General features: G+C 73.3%; 15 protein-coding genes. 2 read left to right on the top strand and 13 right to left on the bottom strand.

Features of this window, described 5'->3' with window-relative positions; all coding sequences use genetic code 11:
- Positions 1-169: 169 nt before the first annotated feature.
- The 3 genes from ACWEVO_RS11630 to ACWEVO_RS11640 all read right to left on the bottom strand — a co-directional run bounded on the left by ACWEVO_RS11630 (position 170) and on the right by ACWEVO_RS11640 (position 2,673).
- On the bottom strand, positions 170-796 hold the full coding sequence (locus ACWEVO_RS11630) for an FMN reductase (RefSeq protein WP_452307484.1): 627 nt from the start codon (positions 794-796) through the stop codon (positions 170-172).
- Positions 793-1,932 (bottom strand): LLM class flavin-dependent oxidoreductase, encoded by a 1,140-nt coding sequence (locus tag ACWEVO_RS11635; RefSeq protein ID WP_452307485.1) that lies wholly within the window; start codon positions 1,930-1,932, stop codon positions 793-795. Before ACWEVO_RS11635 ends, ACWEVO_RS11630 begins: the two co-directional genes overlap by 4 nt.
- 108 nt (positions 1,933-2,040) lie before the next feature.
- Positions 2,041-2,673, bottom strand: a complete 633-nt coding sequence (locus ACWEVO_RS11640; protein ID WP_452307486.1) for a DNA-3-methyladenine glycosylase — start codon at positions 2,671-2,673, stop codon at positions 2,041-2,043.
- An 83-nt stretch (positions 2,674-2,756) separates the two neighbouring features.
- On the opposite strand from ACWEVO_RS11640, the gene ACWEVO_RS11645 reads away from it, so the two are divergent.
- On the top strand, positions 2,757-3,191 hold the full coding sequence (locus tag ACWEVO_RS11645; RefSeq protein WP_452307487.1) for a DNA-binding protein: 435 nt from the start codon (positions 2,757-2,759) through the stop codon (positions 3,189-3,191).
- 5 nt (positions 3,192-3,196) lie between these two features.
- Positions 3,197-3,550, top strand: coding sequence for an MmcQ/YjbR family DNA-binding protein (locus ACWEVO_RS11650; RefSeq protein WP_452307497.1), 354 nt, complete (start codon positions 3,197-3,199; stop codon positions 3,548-3,550).
- Between the two features lie 28 nt (positions 3,551-3,578).
- Here the strand turns inward: ACWEVO_RS11650 and ACWEVO_RS11655 are convergent, their stop codons facing one another.
- The 10 genes from ACWEVO_RS11655 to argC form a co-directional block, all read right to left on the bottom strand.
- Positions 3,579-5,408, bottom strand: a complete 1,830-nt coding sequence (locus ACWEVO_RS11655) for a glycoside hydrolase family 15 protein (RefSeq protein WP_452307488.1) — start codon at positions 5,406-5,408, stop codon at positions 3,579-3,581.
- A gap of 43 nt (positions 5,409-5,451) precedes the next feature.
- On the bottom strand, positions 5,452-6,261 hold the full coding sequence (locus ACWEVO_RS11660; protein ID WP_452307489.1) for an SDR family oxidoreductase: 810 nt from the start codon (positions 6,259-6,261) through the stop codon (positions 5,452-5,454).
- Between the two features lie 238 nt (positions 6,262-6,499).
- Positions 6,500-7,963, bottom strand: a complete 1,464-nt coding sequence (gene argH, locus ACWEVO_RS11665) for an argininosuccinate lyase (protein WP_452307498.1) — start codon at positions 7,961-7,963, stop codon at positions 6,500-6,502.
- Between the two features lie 14 nt (positions 7,964-7,977).
- Entirely contained in the window at positions 7,978-9,183 is a 1,206-nt protein-coding gene (locus ACWEVO_RS11670) for an argininosuccinate synthase (protein WP_452307490.1), read from the bottom strand.
- Positions 9,180-9,692: an arginine repressor gene (locus ACWEVO_RS11675; protein ID WP_452307491.1), complete on the bottom strand. Its 513-nt coding sequence runs from the start codon at positions 9,690-9,692 to the stop codon at positions 9,180-9,182. Before ACWEVO_RS11675 ends, ACWEVO_RS11670 begins: the two co-directional genes overlap by 4 nt.
- Positions 9,689-10,618 carry an ornithine carbamoyltransferase gene (gene argF, locus ACWEVO_RS11680; RefSeq protein ID WP_452307492.1) on the bottom strand — a complete coding sequence of 310 codons (930 nt, stop codon included), beginning with the start codon at positions 10,616-10,618 and terminating at the stop codon, positions 9,689-9,691. The genes ACWEVO_RS11675 and argF overlap by 4 nt, the downstream gene beginning before the upstream one ends.
- On the bottom strand, positions 10,615-11,892 hold the full coding sequence (locus ACWEVO_RS11685; protein WP_452307493.1) for an acetylornithine transaminase: 1,278 nt from the start codon (positions 11,890-11,892) through the stop codon (positions 10,615-10,617). The genes argF and ACWEVO_RS11685 overlap by 4 nt, the downstream gene beginning before the upstream one ends.
- Positions 11,889-12,776: an acetylglutamate kinase gene (gene argB / locus ACWEVO_RS11690; protein ID WP_452307494.1), complete on the bottom strand. Its 888-nt coding sequence runs from the start codon at positions 12,774-12,776 to the stop codon at positions 11,889-11,891. The genes ACWEVO_RS11685 and argB overlap by 4 nt, the downstream gene beginning before the upstream one ends.
- The gene (argJ, locus tag ACWEVO_RS11695; RefSeq protein ID WP_452307495.1) at positions 12,773-13,945 is read right to left on the bottom strand and encodes a bifunctional glutamate N-acetyltransferase/amino-acid acetyltransferase ArgJ; all 1,173 of its coding nucleotides are present in this window, start codon (positions 13,943-13,945) and stop codon (positions 12,773-12,775) included. The genes argB and argJ overlap by 4 nt, the downstream gene beginning before the upstream one ends.
- Positions 13,942-14,943 carry an N-acetyl-gamma-glutamyl-phosphate reductase gene (argC, locus tag ACWEVO_RS11700; protein WP_452307496.1) on the bottom strand — a complete coding sequence of 334 codons (1,002 nt, stop codon included), beginning with the start codon at positions 14,941-14,943 and terminating at the stop codon, positions 13,942-13,944. Before argC ends, argJ begins: the two co-directional genes overlap by 4 nt.
- Positions 14,944-15,070: the final 127 nt, after the last annotated feature.

A 15,070-nucleotide genomic window follows, 5' to 3' on the forward strand; every position in this document is an offset into this window, starting at 1 on the left:
GCGCAAGGTGGTTTCGTCGGCTGAACTCCCGGGCCGTTACTGTCCGCGTTGGCGCGGTCCCCACCACGGCAGCAGCGGTGGAAGTTCGGCGAGCGCCCTGGTGCAGCACGCCCACTGCCCCGTGCTGGTGGCCCACCCGTACGAACCGGCCGACTGACGGCCGGCCCGGTCAGGCCGGGTCGCGGCCGGCGAGCAGCTCCTCGAAGCTGGCGGTGAGGGCGAACGGGTCGGCTGGGCCGGTCGCCGCCGGGCGGCGCTCCACCTGCTCGGCCAGCTCGACGCCGGCCCGCCGGATGCGGGCCCGCAGCGCCCCCTCGGCGCCGTCGCCCGACCAGTCCTCCGGGGCGGCGAAGACCGCCGTCGGCACGACCACCGCGCGCAGGTACGCGAACATCGGCCGGAGCGCGTGCTCCAGGGCGAGCGAGTGCCGGGCCGTGCCGCCGGTCGCCCCGATCAGCACCGGCCGGCCGGCCAGGGCGTCCCGGTCGACCACGTCGAAGAACGACTTGAACAGCCCGTTGTACGAGGCGTTGAAGATCGGGGTGACGGCGATCAGGCCGTCGGCCGCGGCGACCGTGTCCAGCGCCTCCCGCAGGGCGGCCGGCGGAAAGCCGGTGAGCAGGTGGTTGACCACGTCGTGGGCGTGCTCGCGCAGCTCCACGGGGCGGATCTCCACCTCGGCGCCGCGCCGGACCAGCTCGTCGCGGGCGGCCGCGGCGAGCTGGTCGGCGAGCAGCCGGGTCGAGGACGGCTGGCCGAGGCCGGCCGAGACGACGGCGAGGGTACGGCGGGTCATCGGGCCTCCTCGGGCGTCTTGCCGGTCACGTCGTCGACGGCCTGAACGGTGCTGTCCTTGGCGCCGCCCGCGGCGGCCAGCAGCGAGGCGTGCGTCGGCGCGTCGGGCACGTGGGCCGGGCGCAGCGAGTCGAACTCCTTGCGCAGCACCGGGACGACCTCCTCGCCGAGCAGGTCGAGCTGCTCCAGGACGGTCTTCAGCGGCAGGCCCGCGTGGTCGATCAGGAACAGCTGGCGCTGGTAGTCGCCGACGTACTCGCGGAAGCCGAGCGTCCGGTCGATGACCTGCTGCGGGCTACCCACGGTCAGCGGCGTCTCCCGGGTGAACTCCTCCAGCGACGGGCCGTGCCCGTAGACCGGGGCGTTGTCGAAGTACGGCCGGAACTCACGGACCGCGTCCTGGGAGTTGCGGCGCATGAAGACCTGGCCGCCGAGGCCGACGATGGCCTGGTCGGGGGAGCCGTGGCCGTAGTGCGCGTAGCGCTGCCGGTAGAGGCCGACCATCCGCTGGGTGTGCTCCTTGGGCCAGAAGATGTGGTTGGCGAAGAAGCCGTCACCGTAGTACGCCGCCTGCTCGGCGATCTCCGGGCTGCGGATCGAGCCGTGCCAGACGAACGGCGGCACGCCGTCGAGCGGGCGCGGCGTCGAGGTGAACGACTGCAGCGGGGTGCGGAACCGGCCCTTCCAGTCGACCACGTCCTCCCGCCACAGCCGGCGCAGCAGGTCGTAGTTCTCGATCGCGAGCGGGATGCCGTTGCGGATGTCCTGACCGAACCAGGGGTAGACCGGGCCGGTGTTGCCGCGGCCCATCATCAGGTCCACCCGGCCGCCGGACAGGTGCTGGAGCATCGCGTAGTCCTCGGCGATCTTCACCGGGTCGTTGGTGGTGATCAGCGTGGTCGCGGTGGAGAGCAGCAGCCGCTCGGCGCGGGCCGCGATGTGACCGAGCAGGGTGGTCGGCGAGGACGGCACGAAGGGCGGGTTGTGGTGCTCGCCGGTGGCGAAGACGTCGAGCCCGACCTCCTCGGCCTTGAGCGCGATGGCCACCATGGCCTTGATCCGCTCATGCTCGGACGGCAGCCGCCCGTTGGTCGGGTCGACCGTGACGTCGCCGACGGTGAAGACTCCGAACTGCATGACCAGCTCCTCGCGTGACGCCCGGACCGCTGCGGCCCGGGACCGCACCGCACAACATATTTGACGAGTCAACTATTCCGTCGGGGCCCCGGCGCCGGGTGGCCCGGCTCACCCCTTCGCCGCTCCGCCCCGGACCCGGGGCACGTGCCGGCGGTAGGCACTCACGGTCGGGTCACCGGCCAGCCAGAACCGCCACGGGACGTCGTGCGCCCCGGTCACGCCGACCCGGGGACCGGCGGCGACCGCCGCCTCCGGCACCGGGGCGGCCGCCGGCCGCAGCCGGACCGGACCCTCGCCGAGCAGGTACGCGCCGTAGACCGAGCGGTCGATGCCGAGCGCCGCGCAGAGCCGGGCCGGACCGCGGGCAAGGTCCACGTCCCGGCGTACGGCGGGGCGGCGGGCCCGGGCGAGGTCGAGCCCCTCGATCACCTCACCGGCCCGCAGCAGCACCGCCGACGCCTCCCCGTCCGCCCCGGTGACCACGTTGACGCACCAGTGCATGCCGTAGGTGAAGTAGACGTAGGCGTGCCCGGCGGGGCCGAACATCACGGCGTTGCGGGCGGTACGCCCCCGGTACGCGTGCGACGCGGGGTCTCCGGCGGTGCCGGCGTACGCCTCGACCTCGGTGATCCGGACGGTGACGCCGTTGCCGGTGAGCCGGCAGCCGAGCAGCCCCCGGGCGGCGGGAACCACGGGGCCGGCGAGCAGGTCGGACAGGGTGGCGAGGTGTGTGCCGGTCACGGGCAAACCCTATCCGGCGCCAGGACCGTGAACACAACTTGCTTTCAACGCAGTGTTGACAAGACCATGTTCAAAGCTGTCTGATGGAGGACATGGTCACGCTGAACAACGACCCGTTCACCGCTCCGGATGCTGCCCAGGCCCGCGCGCACCGTAACTACGCGGCGCTGATGCGGATCGCCGAACGGCACGCGGGCACGAACGTCCGCCGCCGGCGCTACGCCCACCCCGACGTCCCGGACGCGTACGAGGCGTCGACCCTGGTGATGGCCCTGGCGGGCGGGGCGGAGCTGGAGCCGGGCGAGGAACCGGTCGACCAGGCCGACCTGATGGCCGCGCTGACCCTGATTCCGCACGTGCGGGCCGAGGTGGACGCGCTCGAGGCGGGCCTGTTGCAGACCGCCCGCGGCCGCGGCATGACCTGGCAGGCGATCGCGTTCGGACTGGGGCTGGGCAGCGCCCAGGCGGCCCGGCAGCGCTATGAGCGGCTGACCGTCCGCACCGGCACCGGCGACTGATGCCGATGACCCGCGAGGAGATGCTGGCGTACTGCCTGGGCAAGCCCGGGGCCCGCCTGGACCGGCCCTGGGAGGGCGACGAGGTGGTCAAGGTGGGCAGCCGGATCTTCGCCTTCCTGGGCTCGCCCGATGGCGAGGCGCGGGTGGGAGTGAAGTGCGGCCCGTCCCGGGACGTGGCCGACGAGTGGCTGCACCGCTTCCCCGACGACGCCCGCCCCTCCCCCTACATCGGGCGGTCGGGCTGGAACACCCTGCGGCTGGACGGCGGCATCCCCGACGACGAGCTGATCGACGCCGTCGACGGCTCGTACGACGCGGTGGTGGCGAAGCTGCCCAGACGCGAGCGGCCCACCGGCTGAGCGAGTGACAGCCGGACCGGACCGCGGATCATCCGGTTGCGCCGGCGGCGGCCCGGGCCAGGCTCACCCCACTGGCGATGATGCCGATGTGACTGAACGCCTGCGGGAAGTTGCCGATGAAGCCGCCGGTGGCAGGGTCGATCTGTTCCGACAGCAGACCGAGTGGGCTCGTCCGCGCGCACAGCGAGGCGTACAGCTCGTGCGCCTCGTCCAGGCGTCCCTGCTGGACGAGGTTCTCGACCAGCCAGAAGCTGCACAGCACGAAGGCGCCCTCGTCGCCCTCGATCCCGTCCGGCGCCTCCTCGTGCCGGTAGCGGTAGAGCAACCCGTCCCCGGCCGACAACCGGTCGGCGACCGCGGCGGTGGTGGCCACCATCCGCGGATGGCTGGCGGGTAGCACCCGGCGCAGGGGCAGGGCCAGCAGGCTCGCGTCGAGCACGCCACCGCCGTCGAGATGAGCGCTGAGCGTCTGTGCCTTCTCGTCCCAGGACCGCTCGAGGATGAGTCGGGTCAGCTCGGCGGCCGCCGACCGCCACCGTGCTGTCGAGCCCGCCGGGCCGAACCGTTCGCCGAGCGCGGCCGCCCGGTCCAGCGCCACCTGGCACATCCCGGCTGAGTAGGTGAACACCCGGCCGTCGTTCCGCAGCTCCCAGATGCCTTGATCCGGTTCCCGCCACGCCCACTCGGCGGCATCGGCGAGCCCGTGCAGTCGCGCCCACAGCGCCGGCTGAAGCTCCCCTCCGGCGCGTACCCACTGATCGGCGCAGTCGAGGACCTCGCCGTAGACGTCGTGCTGGCGCTGGTCGGCCGCGCCGTTGCCCCAGTGGACCGGGGCCGAGCCGCGGTAGCCTTCCAGCCCGGGGTCCTCGGCCTCGTCCGGTACGGGGCCGCCGTCGAGGGTGTACATGATCCGTGGTTGCCGGCTGCGCTCGAAGGCGTCGAGCATCCAGCCGAGGAACGCGTCCGCCTCGTTCTCGAAGCCGATGCGGCGCATGGCGAACACGGTGAACGCGGCGTCGCGGACCCATGCGTACCGGTAGTCCCAGTTGCGGACGCCGCCGATCGGCGCCGGCAGTGAGGACGTGGGAGCGGCGACCGCGGCGCCGTTGACCCAGTCGTCGCAGAGTTTGAGGGTGATCGCCGACCGCCGGACCAGGGGTTCCTGCGGACCGTGGTAGGTGCACCGGTCCATCCAGCGTCGCCACGCGTCCGCGGTCATCGCCAGCAGGTCCTCCGCGTCGAAGCGGTGGTGGCGGTGGACCCGGCCCCAGGAGAGCACCAGGTCCACGTGTTCTCCCTCCCGCAGGTCGAAGGTGACCGGCAGGCCGGTCAGGGGCCGGTCGGCGCGCAGGTGCAGGCGCAGGTCAGGCCGCCGGGCGGGGTGGATCTCCACGCCGTCGAGCGCGGGGTGGAGCTGGCCACCGTCGCGGGGCCGCAGGTCCACGTCCAGCCGGACGGTGCCGTGCAGGACGCGCGCCGAGCGGACGAGTTCGCCGCGGCCGGCCGGTGCGTCGTCGGCGAGATCGGCGCCGGCGCGAACCACGATCGCGTCGGTGATCTGGACCAGACCGGTGGCGGTGCGCAGCTCGGTGACCAGGACAGCGGTATCTGGGAGGTAGTGCTGTCGGGCCTCCCGCAACTCCTGGGCGGTAACGGTGAAGTGCCCGCCCCGCCGGGCGTCGAGCAGGCCGGCGAGGACCGGATCGGAGTCGAAGTGCGGCAGGCACAGCCAGGGGATCGAGCCGTCGAGGCCGACGAGCGCGACGGTGCTGCCGTCCCCGATCACGCCCAGGTCCTCCAGGCGGAGGTAGCCGTCCGGCCGATGCACGGGCCGCAGGGCAGGGTCCAGGTCGAGCATCCAGTCTCTCCTCACCGCCGGGGCGGGGCCCCGGCCGGCCCGTTCACCTGGCGAGGATCCGGCCACCGAACAGGGCCAGCGTCTCACCGGTGACGTAGCTGCTGTCCGCGTTGCTGGCGAAGAACAGGAAGGCGGGCGCGATCTCCTCGGGCTGCGCGGGCCGGCCCAGCGGTACGCCGTCGGTCTGGTCGCCGTATCCCGCCATCTGTTCCGGAGTACGGCTGGAGGCGTTCAACGGCGTCCATACCGGCCCGGGCGCCACACAGTTCACCCGGATGCCGCGCGAGATCAGTTCCGTCGCCAGCGACTTGGTGAAGGTGTGAATCGCCCCGTTGGTTTCCGCGTACCCGACGAGCGACGGATTCCCCTCGAAACCGGCGACCGAACCGCAGTTGACGATGCAACCACCCGCCGGCAGGTGCGGCAGCGCCGCCCGGGCCATGTAGAAGTAGCCCGACACGTTGGTGCGGAACATCTCGTCGAGATCATCGTCCGGAACGTCGGCCAGCGACGAGTACTGGAACAGGATGGCGGCGTTGTTGACCAGGATGTCCAGCCGGCCGAACTCGGCGACCGTGCGCTCCACGGCCGTGTTGCAGAACGAGGAGTCCTTCACGTCCCCGGTCAGCACCAGGCACCGCCGTCCCTCCTGCCGCACCAGTTCGGAGACGTGGTCCGCGTCCTCCTGCTCGGCGGGCAGGCAGACGATCGCCACGTTCGCACCCTCCCGGGCGAACAGCACCGCGACGGCGGCGCCGATCCCACTGTCCCCGCCGGTGATCAGCGCCGTGCAATCGGTCAGTTTTCCGGACCCGCGCAGTGCGGTCGCCTGGTTGCGCGGGCGAGGATCCATCCGGGCGTCCAGTCCCGGCCTCGACTGGGACTGGCCCGGAAACGGCGGCGTCGGCTGCTCGACAACTCTGTTGTCCACTTCGCTCCCCCTCGATTCCCGCCGCGGATCCCCGTCGCCCCACGGCATAAACCAGGGCATGCCCCTGCGGGGCCACGGGAACCGGTCCGGCCAGAAGAAGGCCCCCGACCGCGAGGCGCGGATCGGGGGCCTTCCTGGGTGGCGCGGGCGGCGCAGCCGGTCAGCGGGGCACGACCCGCTCGGCGGCCCACTCCCGCCAGCCGGCCAGCTTGTCGGCGGCGGCGGCGAGCTGGTCGGCCACCGGCCCGGGGCCGGTGGAGCCGGGGGTCATCCGGGCGGCCAGGGCGGACCGCACCGAGAGCACGTCCCGCACCGACGGGTCGAGGTGCTCGCTCACCGCGGCCAGGTCCTCGTCGGAGACCTCGTCGAGGGCGCAGTCCCGGGCCACGCAGAGCGCGACCAGCTTGCCGGTGATCTCGTGCGCCTCCCGGAACGGCACGTCCCGGAGGACCAGCCAGTCCGCCACCTCGGTGGCGAGCGAGAAGCCGGCCGGCGCCTCGGCGACCAGGCGGTCGGCGCGGACCGTCATCGTGGAGATCATCCCCGCCAGCGCGGGCAGCAGCAGCTCCAGGGTGTCGACCGCGTCGAAGGCCGGTTCCTTGTCCTCCTGCATGTCCCGGTCGTACGTCATCGGCAGGCCCTTGAGCATGGTGAGCACGCTCATCAGCCCGCCGACGAGCCGGCCGGACTTGCCCCGGGCCAGCTCGGCGATGTCCGCGTTCTTCTTCTGCGGCATGATCGACGACCCGGTGGCGAAGGAGTCGTCCAGCTCCACCCAGCCGAACTGCTGCGAGGTCCAGAGCACCAGCTCCTCGCCGAGGCGGGACAGGTGCACGCCGATCATCGCGGTCACGAAGAGGAACTCGGCGACGAAGTCCCGGTCGGCGACGGCGTCCATCGAGTTGGCGAAGGACGTCCGGAAGCCCAGCTCCTTGGCCACCACCACCGGGTCCAGCGGCAGGCCGGAGCCGGCGAGCGCGCCCGCGCCGAGCGGGCTGATCGCCGTCCGCTGGTCCCAGTCGCGCAGCCGATCCAGGTCGCGCAGCAGCGGCTGCACGTGGGCGAGCAGCCAGTGCCCGAAGGTGACCGGCTGGGCGTGCTGGAGGTGGGTCATGCCGGGCGCGCCGGTGTCGACGTGCCGGCCGGCCTGCTCGGTCAGCGCCTCGGCCAGCTCCACCAGCCGCTCGGCCACCCCACGGGCGTGGTCGCGCAGGTAGAGCCGCAGGTCGGTGGCGACCTGGTCGTTGCGGGAACGGCCGGCGCGCAGCTTGCCGCCGAGGCTGCCGAGCCGCTCCAGCATGCCGCGCTCCAACGCGGTGTGCACGTCCTCGTCGTCGACCGTGGGCCGGAACGCTCCGGAGGCGCAGGCGGCCTCCAGGTCGTCCAGCGCGGCCAGCATCTTCCCCAGCTCCTCGGGGTCGAGCAGGCCGGCGCCGGCCAGCACCCGGGCGTGCGCCCGGGAGCCGGCGATGTCGTACGGGGCGAGGCGCCAGTCGAACTGCACGCTCACCGACAGTCGGGCCAGGGCCTCGGAGGGTCCGCCGGCGAATCGGCCGCCCCAGAGGCTCGTCCGGTTGGCGGCGGCGCTGTTCTCAATCAGGCTCTTGTCGTCCACCCCACCCATTGTGCTGTTCACGATCACGCACCACCCAACCGGGAGTCCCGCGCGGCGGCCATCTTGCTGGGCAGGCCCCACAGCTGCACGAAGCCCTTGGCGAGGGACTGGTCGAAGGTGTCGCCGGTGTCGTAGGTGGCCATGCCGAAGTCGTAGAGGCTGGCCTCGGAGCGCCGGCCGGTGACCACCGCCCGGCCGCCGTGCAGGACGAGCCGCACCTCGCCGCAGACCTGCCGCTGGGCGTCGTCGATGAACGCGTCGAGCGAGTGCTTCAGCGGCGAGAACCAGAGGCCGTCGTAGACCAGCTCGCCCCAGCGCTGGTCCACGCCGCGCTTGAACCGGGCCAGGTCCCGCTCCACGGTGACCGCCTCCAGCTCCTGGTGGGCGGTGATCAGCGCGATCGCGCCGGGTGCCTCGTACACCTCGCGGCTCTTGATGCCGACCAGCCGGTCCTCGACCATGTCGAGCCGGCCCACGCCCTGCGCGCCGGCCCGCCGGTTGAGCTCGAGGATCGCCTGGTACGGGGTCACCGTCTCGCCGTCGATCGCGACCGGCACGCCGGCGTCGAAGGTGATGACCACCTCGTCGGCGTCCCGCTCCTGCGCCGGGTCGGCGGTGTACGAGTAGAGGTCCTCGATCGGGCCGTTCCAGATGTCCTCGAGGAAGCCGGTCTCGACGGCCCGGCCCCACAGGTTCTGGTCGATCGAGTACGGCGACTTGGCCGTGACGTCGATCGGCAGCCCCTTCTCCTCGGCGAAGGCGATCGCCTTGTCCCGGGTCCAGGCGAAGTCCCGGGCCGGCGCGATGATCTTCAGGTCGGGCGCGAGCGCGCCCAGGCCGACCTCGAACCGGACCTGGTCGTTGCCCTTGCCGGTGCAGCCGTGCGACACGATCGTGCCGCCGTGCTTCCTCGCCGCGCTGACCAGGTGCTTGACGATCAGCGGCCGGGACAGCGCGGAGACCAGCGGGTAGCGGTCCATGTAGAGGGCGTTGGCCCGGATGGCCGGCAGGCAGTACTCGGCGGCGAACTCGTCACGCGCGTCGATCACCTCGGACTCCACCGCGCCGCAGTCCAGGGCGCGCTGCCGGATGACGTTCAGGTCCTCGCCACCCTGGCCGAGGTCGACGGCGACCGCGACCACCTCCGCGCCGGTCTGCTCGGCCAGGTAGGGAATGGCGACGGAGGTGTCGAGACCCCCGGAGTACGCCAGAACGACCCGCTCGGTCATGTGGTACTCCCTTCGATGTTCTCTTCCCGGCGGGCCCACCCGGCGAGCTTGTCGCCCAACGCGGCGCCGCCGTCGGCCTCGCGGGCCACGACGAGGATGGTGTCGTCGCCGGCGATGGTGCCGACGATCTCGGACAGGCCCGCTCGGTCCAACGCGCTGGCCAGGTACTGGGCTGCGCCCGGCGGGGTACGCAGCACGGCGATGTTGCCGCTGGAGTCGACCCCGTTGAGCAGCTCGCGCAGCAGCCGGACCAGGCGGGCCGGGGCGGCCTCGGCCTCGCGCAGCGGCCGGTGGCCGTCCTCGGGGATCAGGTAGACGCCCCGCCCGTCGCCGCCACGCGCGGTGACCGCCCCGAGCTCCTTGAGGTCCCGGGAGAGGGTGGCCTGCGTGACCTGGATGCCGTCACCGGCGAGCAGGTCGGCCAGCTCGGTCTGCGAGTGGATGGCCTGGTCGCGGATCAGCTCGACGATGCGCGCGTGCCGCGCGGCGCGGGTCAGCGGAGCGGTCATGAGGGGGATGCCTCCAGGAGAAACGTCAACAGCGCCTTCTGGGCGTGCAGCCGATTCTCCGCCTGGTCGAAAACCGCGCTGTGCGGCCCGTCCAGCACCTCGTCGGTGATCTCCTCGCCCCGGTGGGCGGGCAGGCAGTGCAGCACGATGACGTCGGCGCCGGCGTGGCCGAGCAGCGCGTCGTTGACCTGGTACGGCAGGAACGGGGTGATCCGGTCGAGGCCGTCGGACTCCTGGCCCATCGAGGTCCAGGTGTCCGTGGCGACCACGTCGGCGGCGCGGACCGCCTGCACCGGGTCGGTGAGCACCCGGACCGAACCCCCGGTGCCCGCGGCGATCTTCTCGGCCCGGGCGACGATCTCCGGGTCGGGCTGGAACCCGGCCGGCCCGGCGACCCGGACGTGCATCCCGGCGGTCGCCCCGGCGAGCAGGTACGAGTGCGCCATGTTGTTCGCCGCGTCGCCGACGTACGCCAGGGTGCGCCCGGCGGTCCCGCCGCACCGTTCCCGGACGGTGAGCAGGTCGGCCAGCAGCTGGCACGGGTGGTACGTGTCGGTCAGCGCGTTGATCACCGGCACGGTGGCGTGCGAGGCGACCTCGGCGATCCGGTCGTCGCCGTGGGTGCGCAGCACGATCGCCGCCACGTAGCGGGAGAGCACCCGGCCGGCGTCGGCCAGGCTCTCGCCCCGCCCGAAGTGGGTGACCTGGGTGTCCACCACCAGCGGGTGGCCACCCAGTTCGGCGATGCCGGCGTCGAACGAGATCCGGGTGCGCAGGCTCTGCTTGTCGAAGAGCACCGCCACCGACCTCGGCCCGGACAGGGGCTTCTGGGCGAACCGGTCGACCTTCATCCGGGCCGCGAGGTCGAGCACCGCGGACTGCTCGGCGGGCGACAGGTCGTCGTCGCGCAGGAAGTGGCGGATCACGCGGGGGCCTCCGTGGTGGTCGAGCCGGTGGAGATCTTGGAGGATTCCGGCCCCTCCGGGGGCCCTTCCCTGCCAAGATCTGCACCGGCGGGGGCGGCGGACGCGGGGGGCAGGGCCGCGTCGAGGGCGGCGGGGAGGGCGGCGAGGAAGGCGTCGACCTGCCCCGCCGTCAGGATCAGCGGCGGGGCCAGCCGGACCACGCCGGGCTGCACCGGGTTGACCAGGAAGCCCGCCTCCCGCAGCGCGGCCGCCAGCGCGCCGGAGACCGGATGGTCGAGCACGACCCCGAGCAGCAGGCCGGCGCCGCGTACCTCGGTGACCAGCGGGTGGCCGAGCGCCTCGACGCCGCGCCGCAGCCGCTCCCCGATCCGCTTGACGTGGTCGAGCAGCCCCTCGTTGGCGATGGTGGCGATCACCGCCAGGGCGGCGGCGCAGCTGACCGGGTTGCCGCCGAAGGTGGTGCCGTGCGAGCCGGGGGCGAGCAGCTCGGCGGCCCGGCCGAAGGCCAGGCAGGCGCCGATGGGCAGGCCACCGCCGAGCCCCTTGGCCAGGGTGACGAGGTCCGGTTCGACGCCCTCGGCCTGGTGGGCGAACCAGTGGCCGGTGCGGCCGATGCCGGTCTGCACCTCGTCGAGCACCAGCAGGGCGCCGTGTGCGGCGGTGATCCGCCGGGCCTCGGCGAGGTAGCCGGGCGGCGGGACGACGATGCCGTTCTCCCCCTGGATCGGCTCCAGGATCACCATGGCGGTCGCGTCGGTGACCGCCGCCGCGAGGGCGGCCACGTCGCCGTACTCGACGTGCGTGACGTCGCCCGGCAGCGGACGGAACGGGTCGGCCTTGGCCGGCTGGCCGGTGAGCGCCAGCGCGCCCATGGTCCGGCCGTGGAAGCCGCCCCGGGTGGCGACCACGTGGCTGCGGCCGGTCAGCCGGGACAGCTTGAACGCGGCCTCGTTCGCCTCGGCGCCCGAGTTGGCGAAGAAGACCCGGCCGGGGCGGCCGGCCAGGGCCAGCAGCAGCTCGGCGAGGGCCACCGGCGGCTCGGCGACGAACAGGTTGGAGACGTGCCCGAGGGTGGCGACCTGCTTGGACACGGCGGCCACCACGGCCGGGTGGGCGTGGCCGAGGGCGTTGACCGCGATGCCGCCGAGCAGGTCGACGTACTCCCGGCCGGCCTCGTCGACCACGACGGCGCCGGAGCCGGAGACGAGCGCCAGCGGTGGGGTGCCGTAGGTGTCCATCATGGCCGCGCCCCAGCGCTGTACCAGCGTGCTCATTCCGCCACCACCATCGTGCCGAATCCTTCCGAGGTGAACACTTCCAGCAGGGTCGAGTGGGCGACCCGGCCGTCGACGACGTGCGCGGCGGGCACTCCCCCGCGCACCGCCCGCAGGCAGGCCTCCATCTTGGGGACCATCCCCGATTCCAGGGACGGCAGCAGCTTCGCCAGGTCGTCGGTGGTGATCTCGCTGACCAGGCTCGCGGTGTCCGGCCAGTCCGCGTAGAGGCCGGCGACGTCGGTGAGGACGACCAGCTTGCGGGCCCGCAGGGCGATCGCCAGCGCGGCGGCGGCGGTGTCCGCGTTGAGGTTGTGCAGCACCCCGTCGGCGTCCGGCGCCACGGTGGAGATGACCGGGATCCGGCCGGCCGCGATCAGGTCGGCCACCGCGGAGACGTCCACCGACTCCACGTCACCGACCTGCCCGACGTCGACCGGCTCCCCGTCCACGTACGCCGGCCGGCGCACCGCGGTGAACAGGCCGGCGTCCTCGCCGGAGAGGCCGACCGCGAACGGGCCGTGGGCGTTGATCAGGCCGACCAGTTCCCGGCCGACCTGGCCGACCAGGACCATCCGGACGACGTCCATCGCCTCCGGGGTGGTGACCCGCAGGCCGCCCTTGAACTCGCTGGCGATGCCGAGCCGGCCCAGCATGGCGGAGATCTGCGGCCCGCCGCCGTGCACGACGACCGGCTTGAGGCCGGCGTACCGGAGGAAGACCATGTCGGCGGCGAAGGCCCGCTGCAGCTCGGGGTCGACCATGGCGTTGCCGCCGTACTTGACCACGACGGTGGCGCCGGAGAAGCGGGCCAGCCAGGGCAGGGCCTCGATCAGCGTCTCGGCCTTGGCCTGGGCCCGGGTGAGGTCCGCGGTGAGGCTCATGTCGAGTACGCCGAGTTCTCGTGCACGTACGCGTGCGACAGGTCGTTGGTCCAGATCGTCGCCGCGGCGTCGCCGGCGTGCAGGTCGATCCGGATGGTCACGTCCCGGCCGGTGAGGTCCACCTTGGACCGGTCCTCGGCGGCGGCGCCGCCCCGGCACACCCAGACCCCGTTGACCGCGACGTCCACCCCGTCCGGCTCGAACGCGGCGGCGGTGGTGCCGACGGCGGCGAGGATCCGCCCCCAGTTCGGGTCGTTGCCGAACAACGCGGTCTTGACCAGGTTGTTGCGGGCGACCGAGCGGCCCACCTCCACGGCGTCGTCCTCGCTCGCCGCGCCGGTGACGTCGATGGCGATCTGCTTGGTGGCGCCCTCGGCGTCGGCGATCAGCTGCTGGGCCAGGTCGTGGCAGGCGGCGGTCACCGTGGCGGTCAGCTCCGCCTCGGTGGGCTCGACGCCGGACGCGCCGCTGGCCAGCAGCAGCACCGTGTCGTTGGTGGACATGCAGCCGTCGGAGTCGATCCGGTCGAAGGTGACCCGGGTGGCGGCGCGCAGCGCGGCGTCCAGGGTCTCCGGCCCGGCCACCGCGTCGGTGGTCAGCACGCAGAGCATGGTCGCCATCGCCGGGGCGAGCATGCCGGCGCCCTTGGCCATCCCGCCGACGGTCCAGCCGCTGCCCTGGGCCACGGTGGTCTTGGCCCGGGTGTCCGTGGTCATGATCGCCTCGGCGGCGGGCCGGCCACCGTCGCGGGACAGGCCGCGGACGGCGGAGCGTACCCCGGGCAGGAGTTTGTCCATGGGCAGGCGCACGCCGATCAGGCCGGTGGAGCAGACCGCGACCTCGCCCGCGCCGATCATCAGTCGGGGGCTGCCGGCGGTGACCGCCGCAGCCGTGTGCTCGGCGGTGGCGTGGGTGTCCTGGAAGCCGCCCGGGCCGGTGCAGGCGTTGGCGCCGCCGGAGTTGAGCACCACGGCACGGACCACGCCGCCGCGCACGGCCTGCTGGGTCCAGAGCACGGGGGCGGCCTTGACCCGGTTGGCGGTGAAGACGCCGGCGATCCCGGCGTCGGGGCCGTCGTTGACGACCAGGGCGACGTCGCCGGCGCCGCTGGCCTTGAGCCCGGCGGCCACGCCGGCCGCCCGGAAGCCCCGGGGGGCGGTGACGCTCATGGGGCTACTCCAAACACGGAGAGTCCGGTGGTTTCGGGGAGGTCGAACATGAGATTGGCGTTCTGCACGGCCTGGCCGGCCGCGCCCTTGCCCAGGTTGTCGATGGCGCTGACCACGATCACCCGGCCGGAGTCGACGTCGACGGTGGCCTGGAGGTGGGCGGAGTTCGAGCCGGCCGTCGCGGCCGTGTGCGGCCACGACCCCTCGGGCAGCACGTGCACGAAGGGTGCGTCCGCGTACGCGGCGGCGAGCACCTCGCGGGGGTCGGCGTCGCCGGTCGGCACGGCCGTGACGGTGGCGAGGATGCCCCGCGGCATCGGGGCGAGCACCGGGGTGAAGGAGAGGCTGCCCGCCCCGGTGGCCTGCTTGATCTCCGGCACGTGCTGGTGCGCGCCCACCTTGTAGGGCGACAGGTCACCCATCACCTCGCTGCCGAGCAGGTGGGCCTTGGCGGCCCGCCCGGCGCCGGAGGTGCCGGAGGCGGCGACCACCACCACGTCGGTGGGGAACACCGCCCCGGCGGCGATCAGCGGGGCGAGCGCCAGGGTGGTGGCCACGGCGTAGCAGCCGGTGCTGGCGACCCGGGTCGCGGCGGCGATCGCCGCGCGCTGGCCGGGCAGCTCGGGCAGTCCGTAGGTCCAGGCACCGGCGTGTTCGCCGCCGTAGTAGCGGGCCCAGGCGTCCGCGTCCCGCAGCCGATGGTCGGCACCGAGGTCGACCACCTTGACGGTGCCGGGCAGGGCCGCGGCGAGGGCCGCGGACTGGCCGTGCGGCAGCGCCAGGAAGACCAGGTCCGCGTCGGCCAGGGTGGCCGGGTCGGTCGCCCCGAACGTCAGGTCCAGCCCGGCGAGCTGCGGATGTACGGCGGCGACGGGCCGGCCGGCCGAGGAGTGCGCGGTGGCGGCGACGAGGTCGAACTCGGGGTGGCCGGCGAGCAGGCGCAGCAGCTCGCCACCGGCGTACCCACTCGCCCCGGCGACCGCGACTCGGATGCCCATACTCACCTCCGCATGACTATGCAGTCCAGGCTACCGGCCGTCGCCTCCTCTTGCAACGTCATGCAGCCGATTGCATATACATGAAGTGGTGATCGCCGTCACGAGAACGGCCCGTGCCGCATGGAGC

Source organism: Micromonospora sp. NPDC003776, assembly GCF_053605645.1.

Coding starts and splice junctions, on each gene's coding strand:
- ACWEVO_RS11670 (WP_452307490.1), bottom strand. CDS start 9,183: ATGACCGAGCGGGTCGTTCTGGCGTACTCCGGGGGTCTCGACACCTCC.
- argC (WP_452307496.1), bottom strand. CDS start 14,943: ATGGGCATCCGAGTCGCGGTCGCCGGGGCGAGTGGGTACGCCGGTGGC.
- argH (WP_452307498.1), bottom strand. CDS start 7,963: ATGGGTGGGGTGGACGACAAGAGCCTGATTGAGAACAGCGCCGCCGCC.
- ACWEVO_RS11675 (WP_452307491.1), bottom strand. CDS start 9,692: ATGACCGCTCCGCTGACCCGCGCCGCGCGGCACGCGCGCATCGTCGAG.
- argJ (WP_452307495.1), bottom strand. CDS start 13,945: ATGAGCGTCACCGCCCCCCGGGGCTTCCGGGCGGCCGGCGTGGCCGCC.
- ACWEVO_RS11630 (WP_452307484.1), bottom strand. CDS start 796: ATGACCCGCCGTACCCTCGCCGTCGTCTCGGCCGGCCTCGGCCAGCCG.
- ACWEVO_RS11635 (WP_452307485.1), bottom strand. CDS start 1,932: ATGCAGTTCGGAGTCTTCACCGTCGGCGACGTCACGGTCGACCCGACC.
- ACWEVO_RS11650 (WP_452307497.1), top strand. CDS start 3,197: ATGACCCGCGAGGAGATGCTGGCGTACTGCCTGGGCAAGCCCGGGGCC.
- ACWEVO_RS11660 (WP_452307489.1), bottom strand. CDS start 6,261: ATGGATCCTCGCCCGCGCAACCAGGCGACCGCACTGCGCGGGTCCGGA.
- ACWEVO_RS11685 (WP_452307493.1), bottom strand. CDS start 11,892: ATGAGCACGCTGGTACAGCGCTGGGGCGCGGCCATGATGGACACCTAC.
- ACWEVO_RS11645 (WP_452307487.1), top strand. CDS start 2,757: ATGGAGGACATGGTCACGCTGAACAACGACCCGTTCACCGCTCCGGAT.
- argB (WP_452307494.1), bottom strand. CDS start 12,776: ATGAGCCTCACCGCGGACCTCACCCGGGCCCAGGCCAAGGCCGAGACG.
- ACWEVO_RS11655 (WP_452307488.1), bottom strand. CDS start 5,408: ATGCTCGACCTGGACCCTGCCCTGCGGCCCGTGCATCGGCCGGACGGC.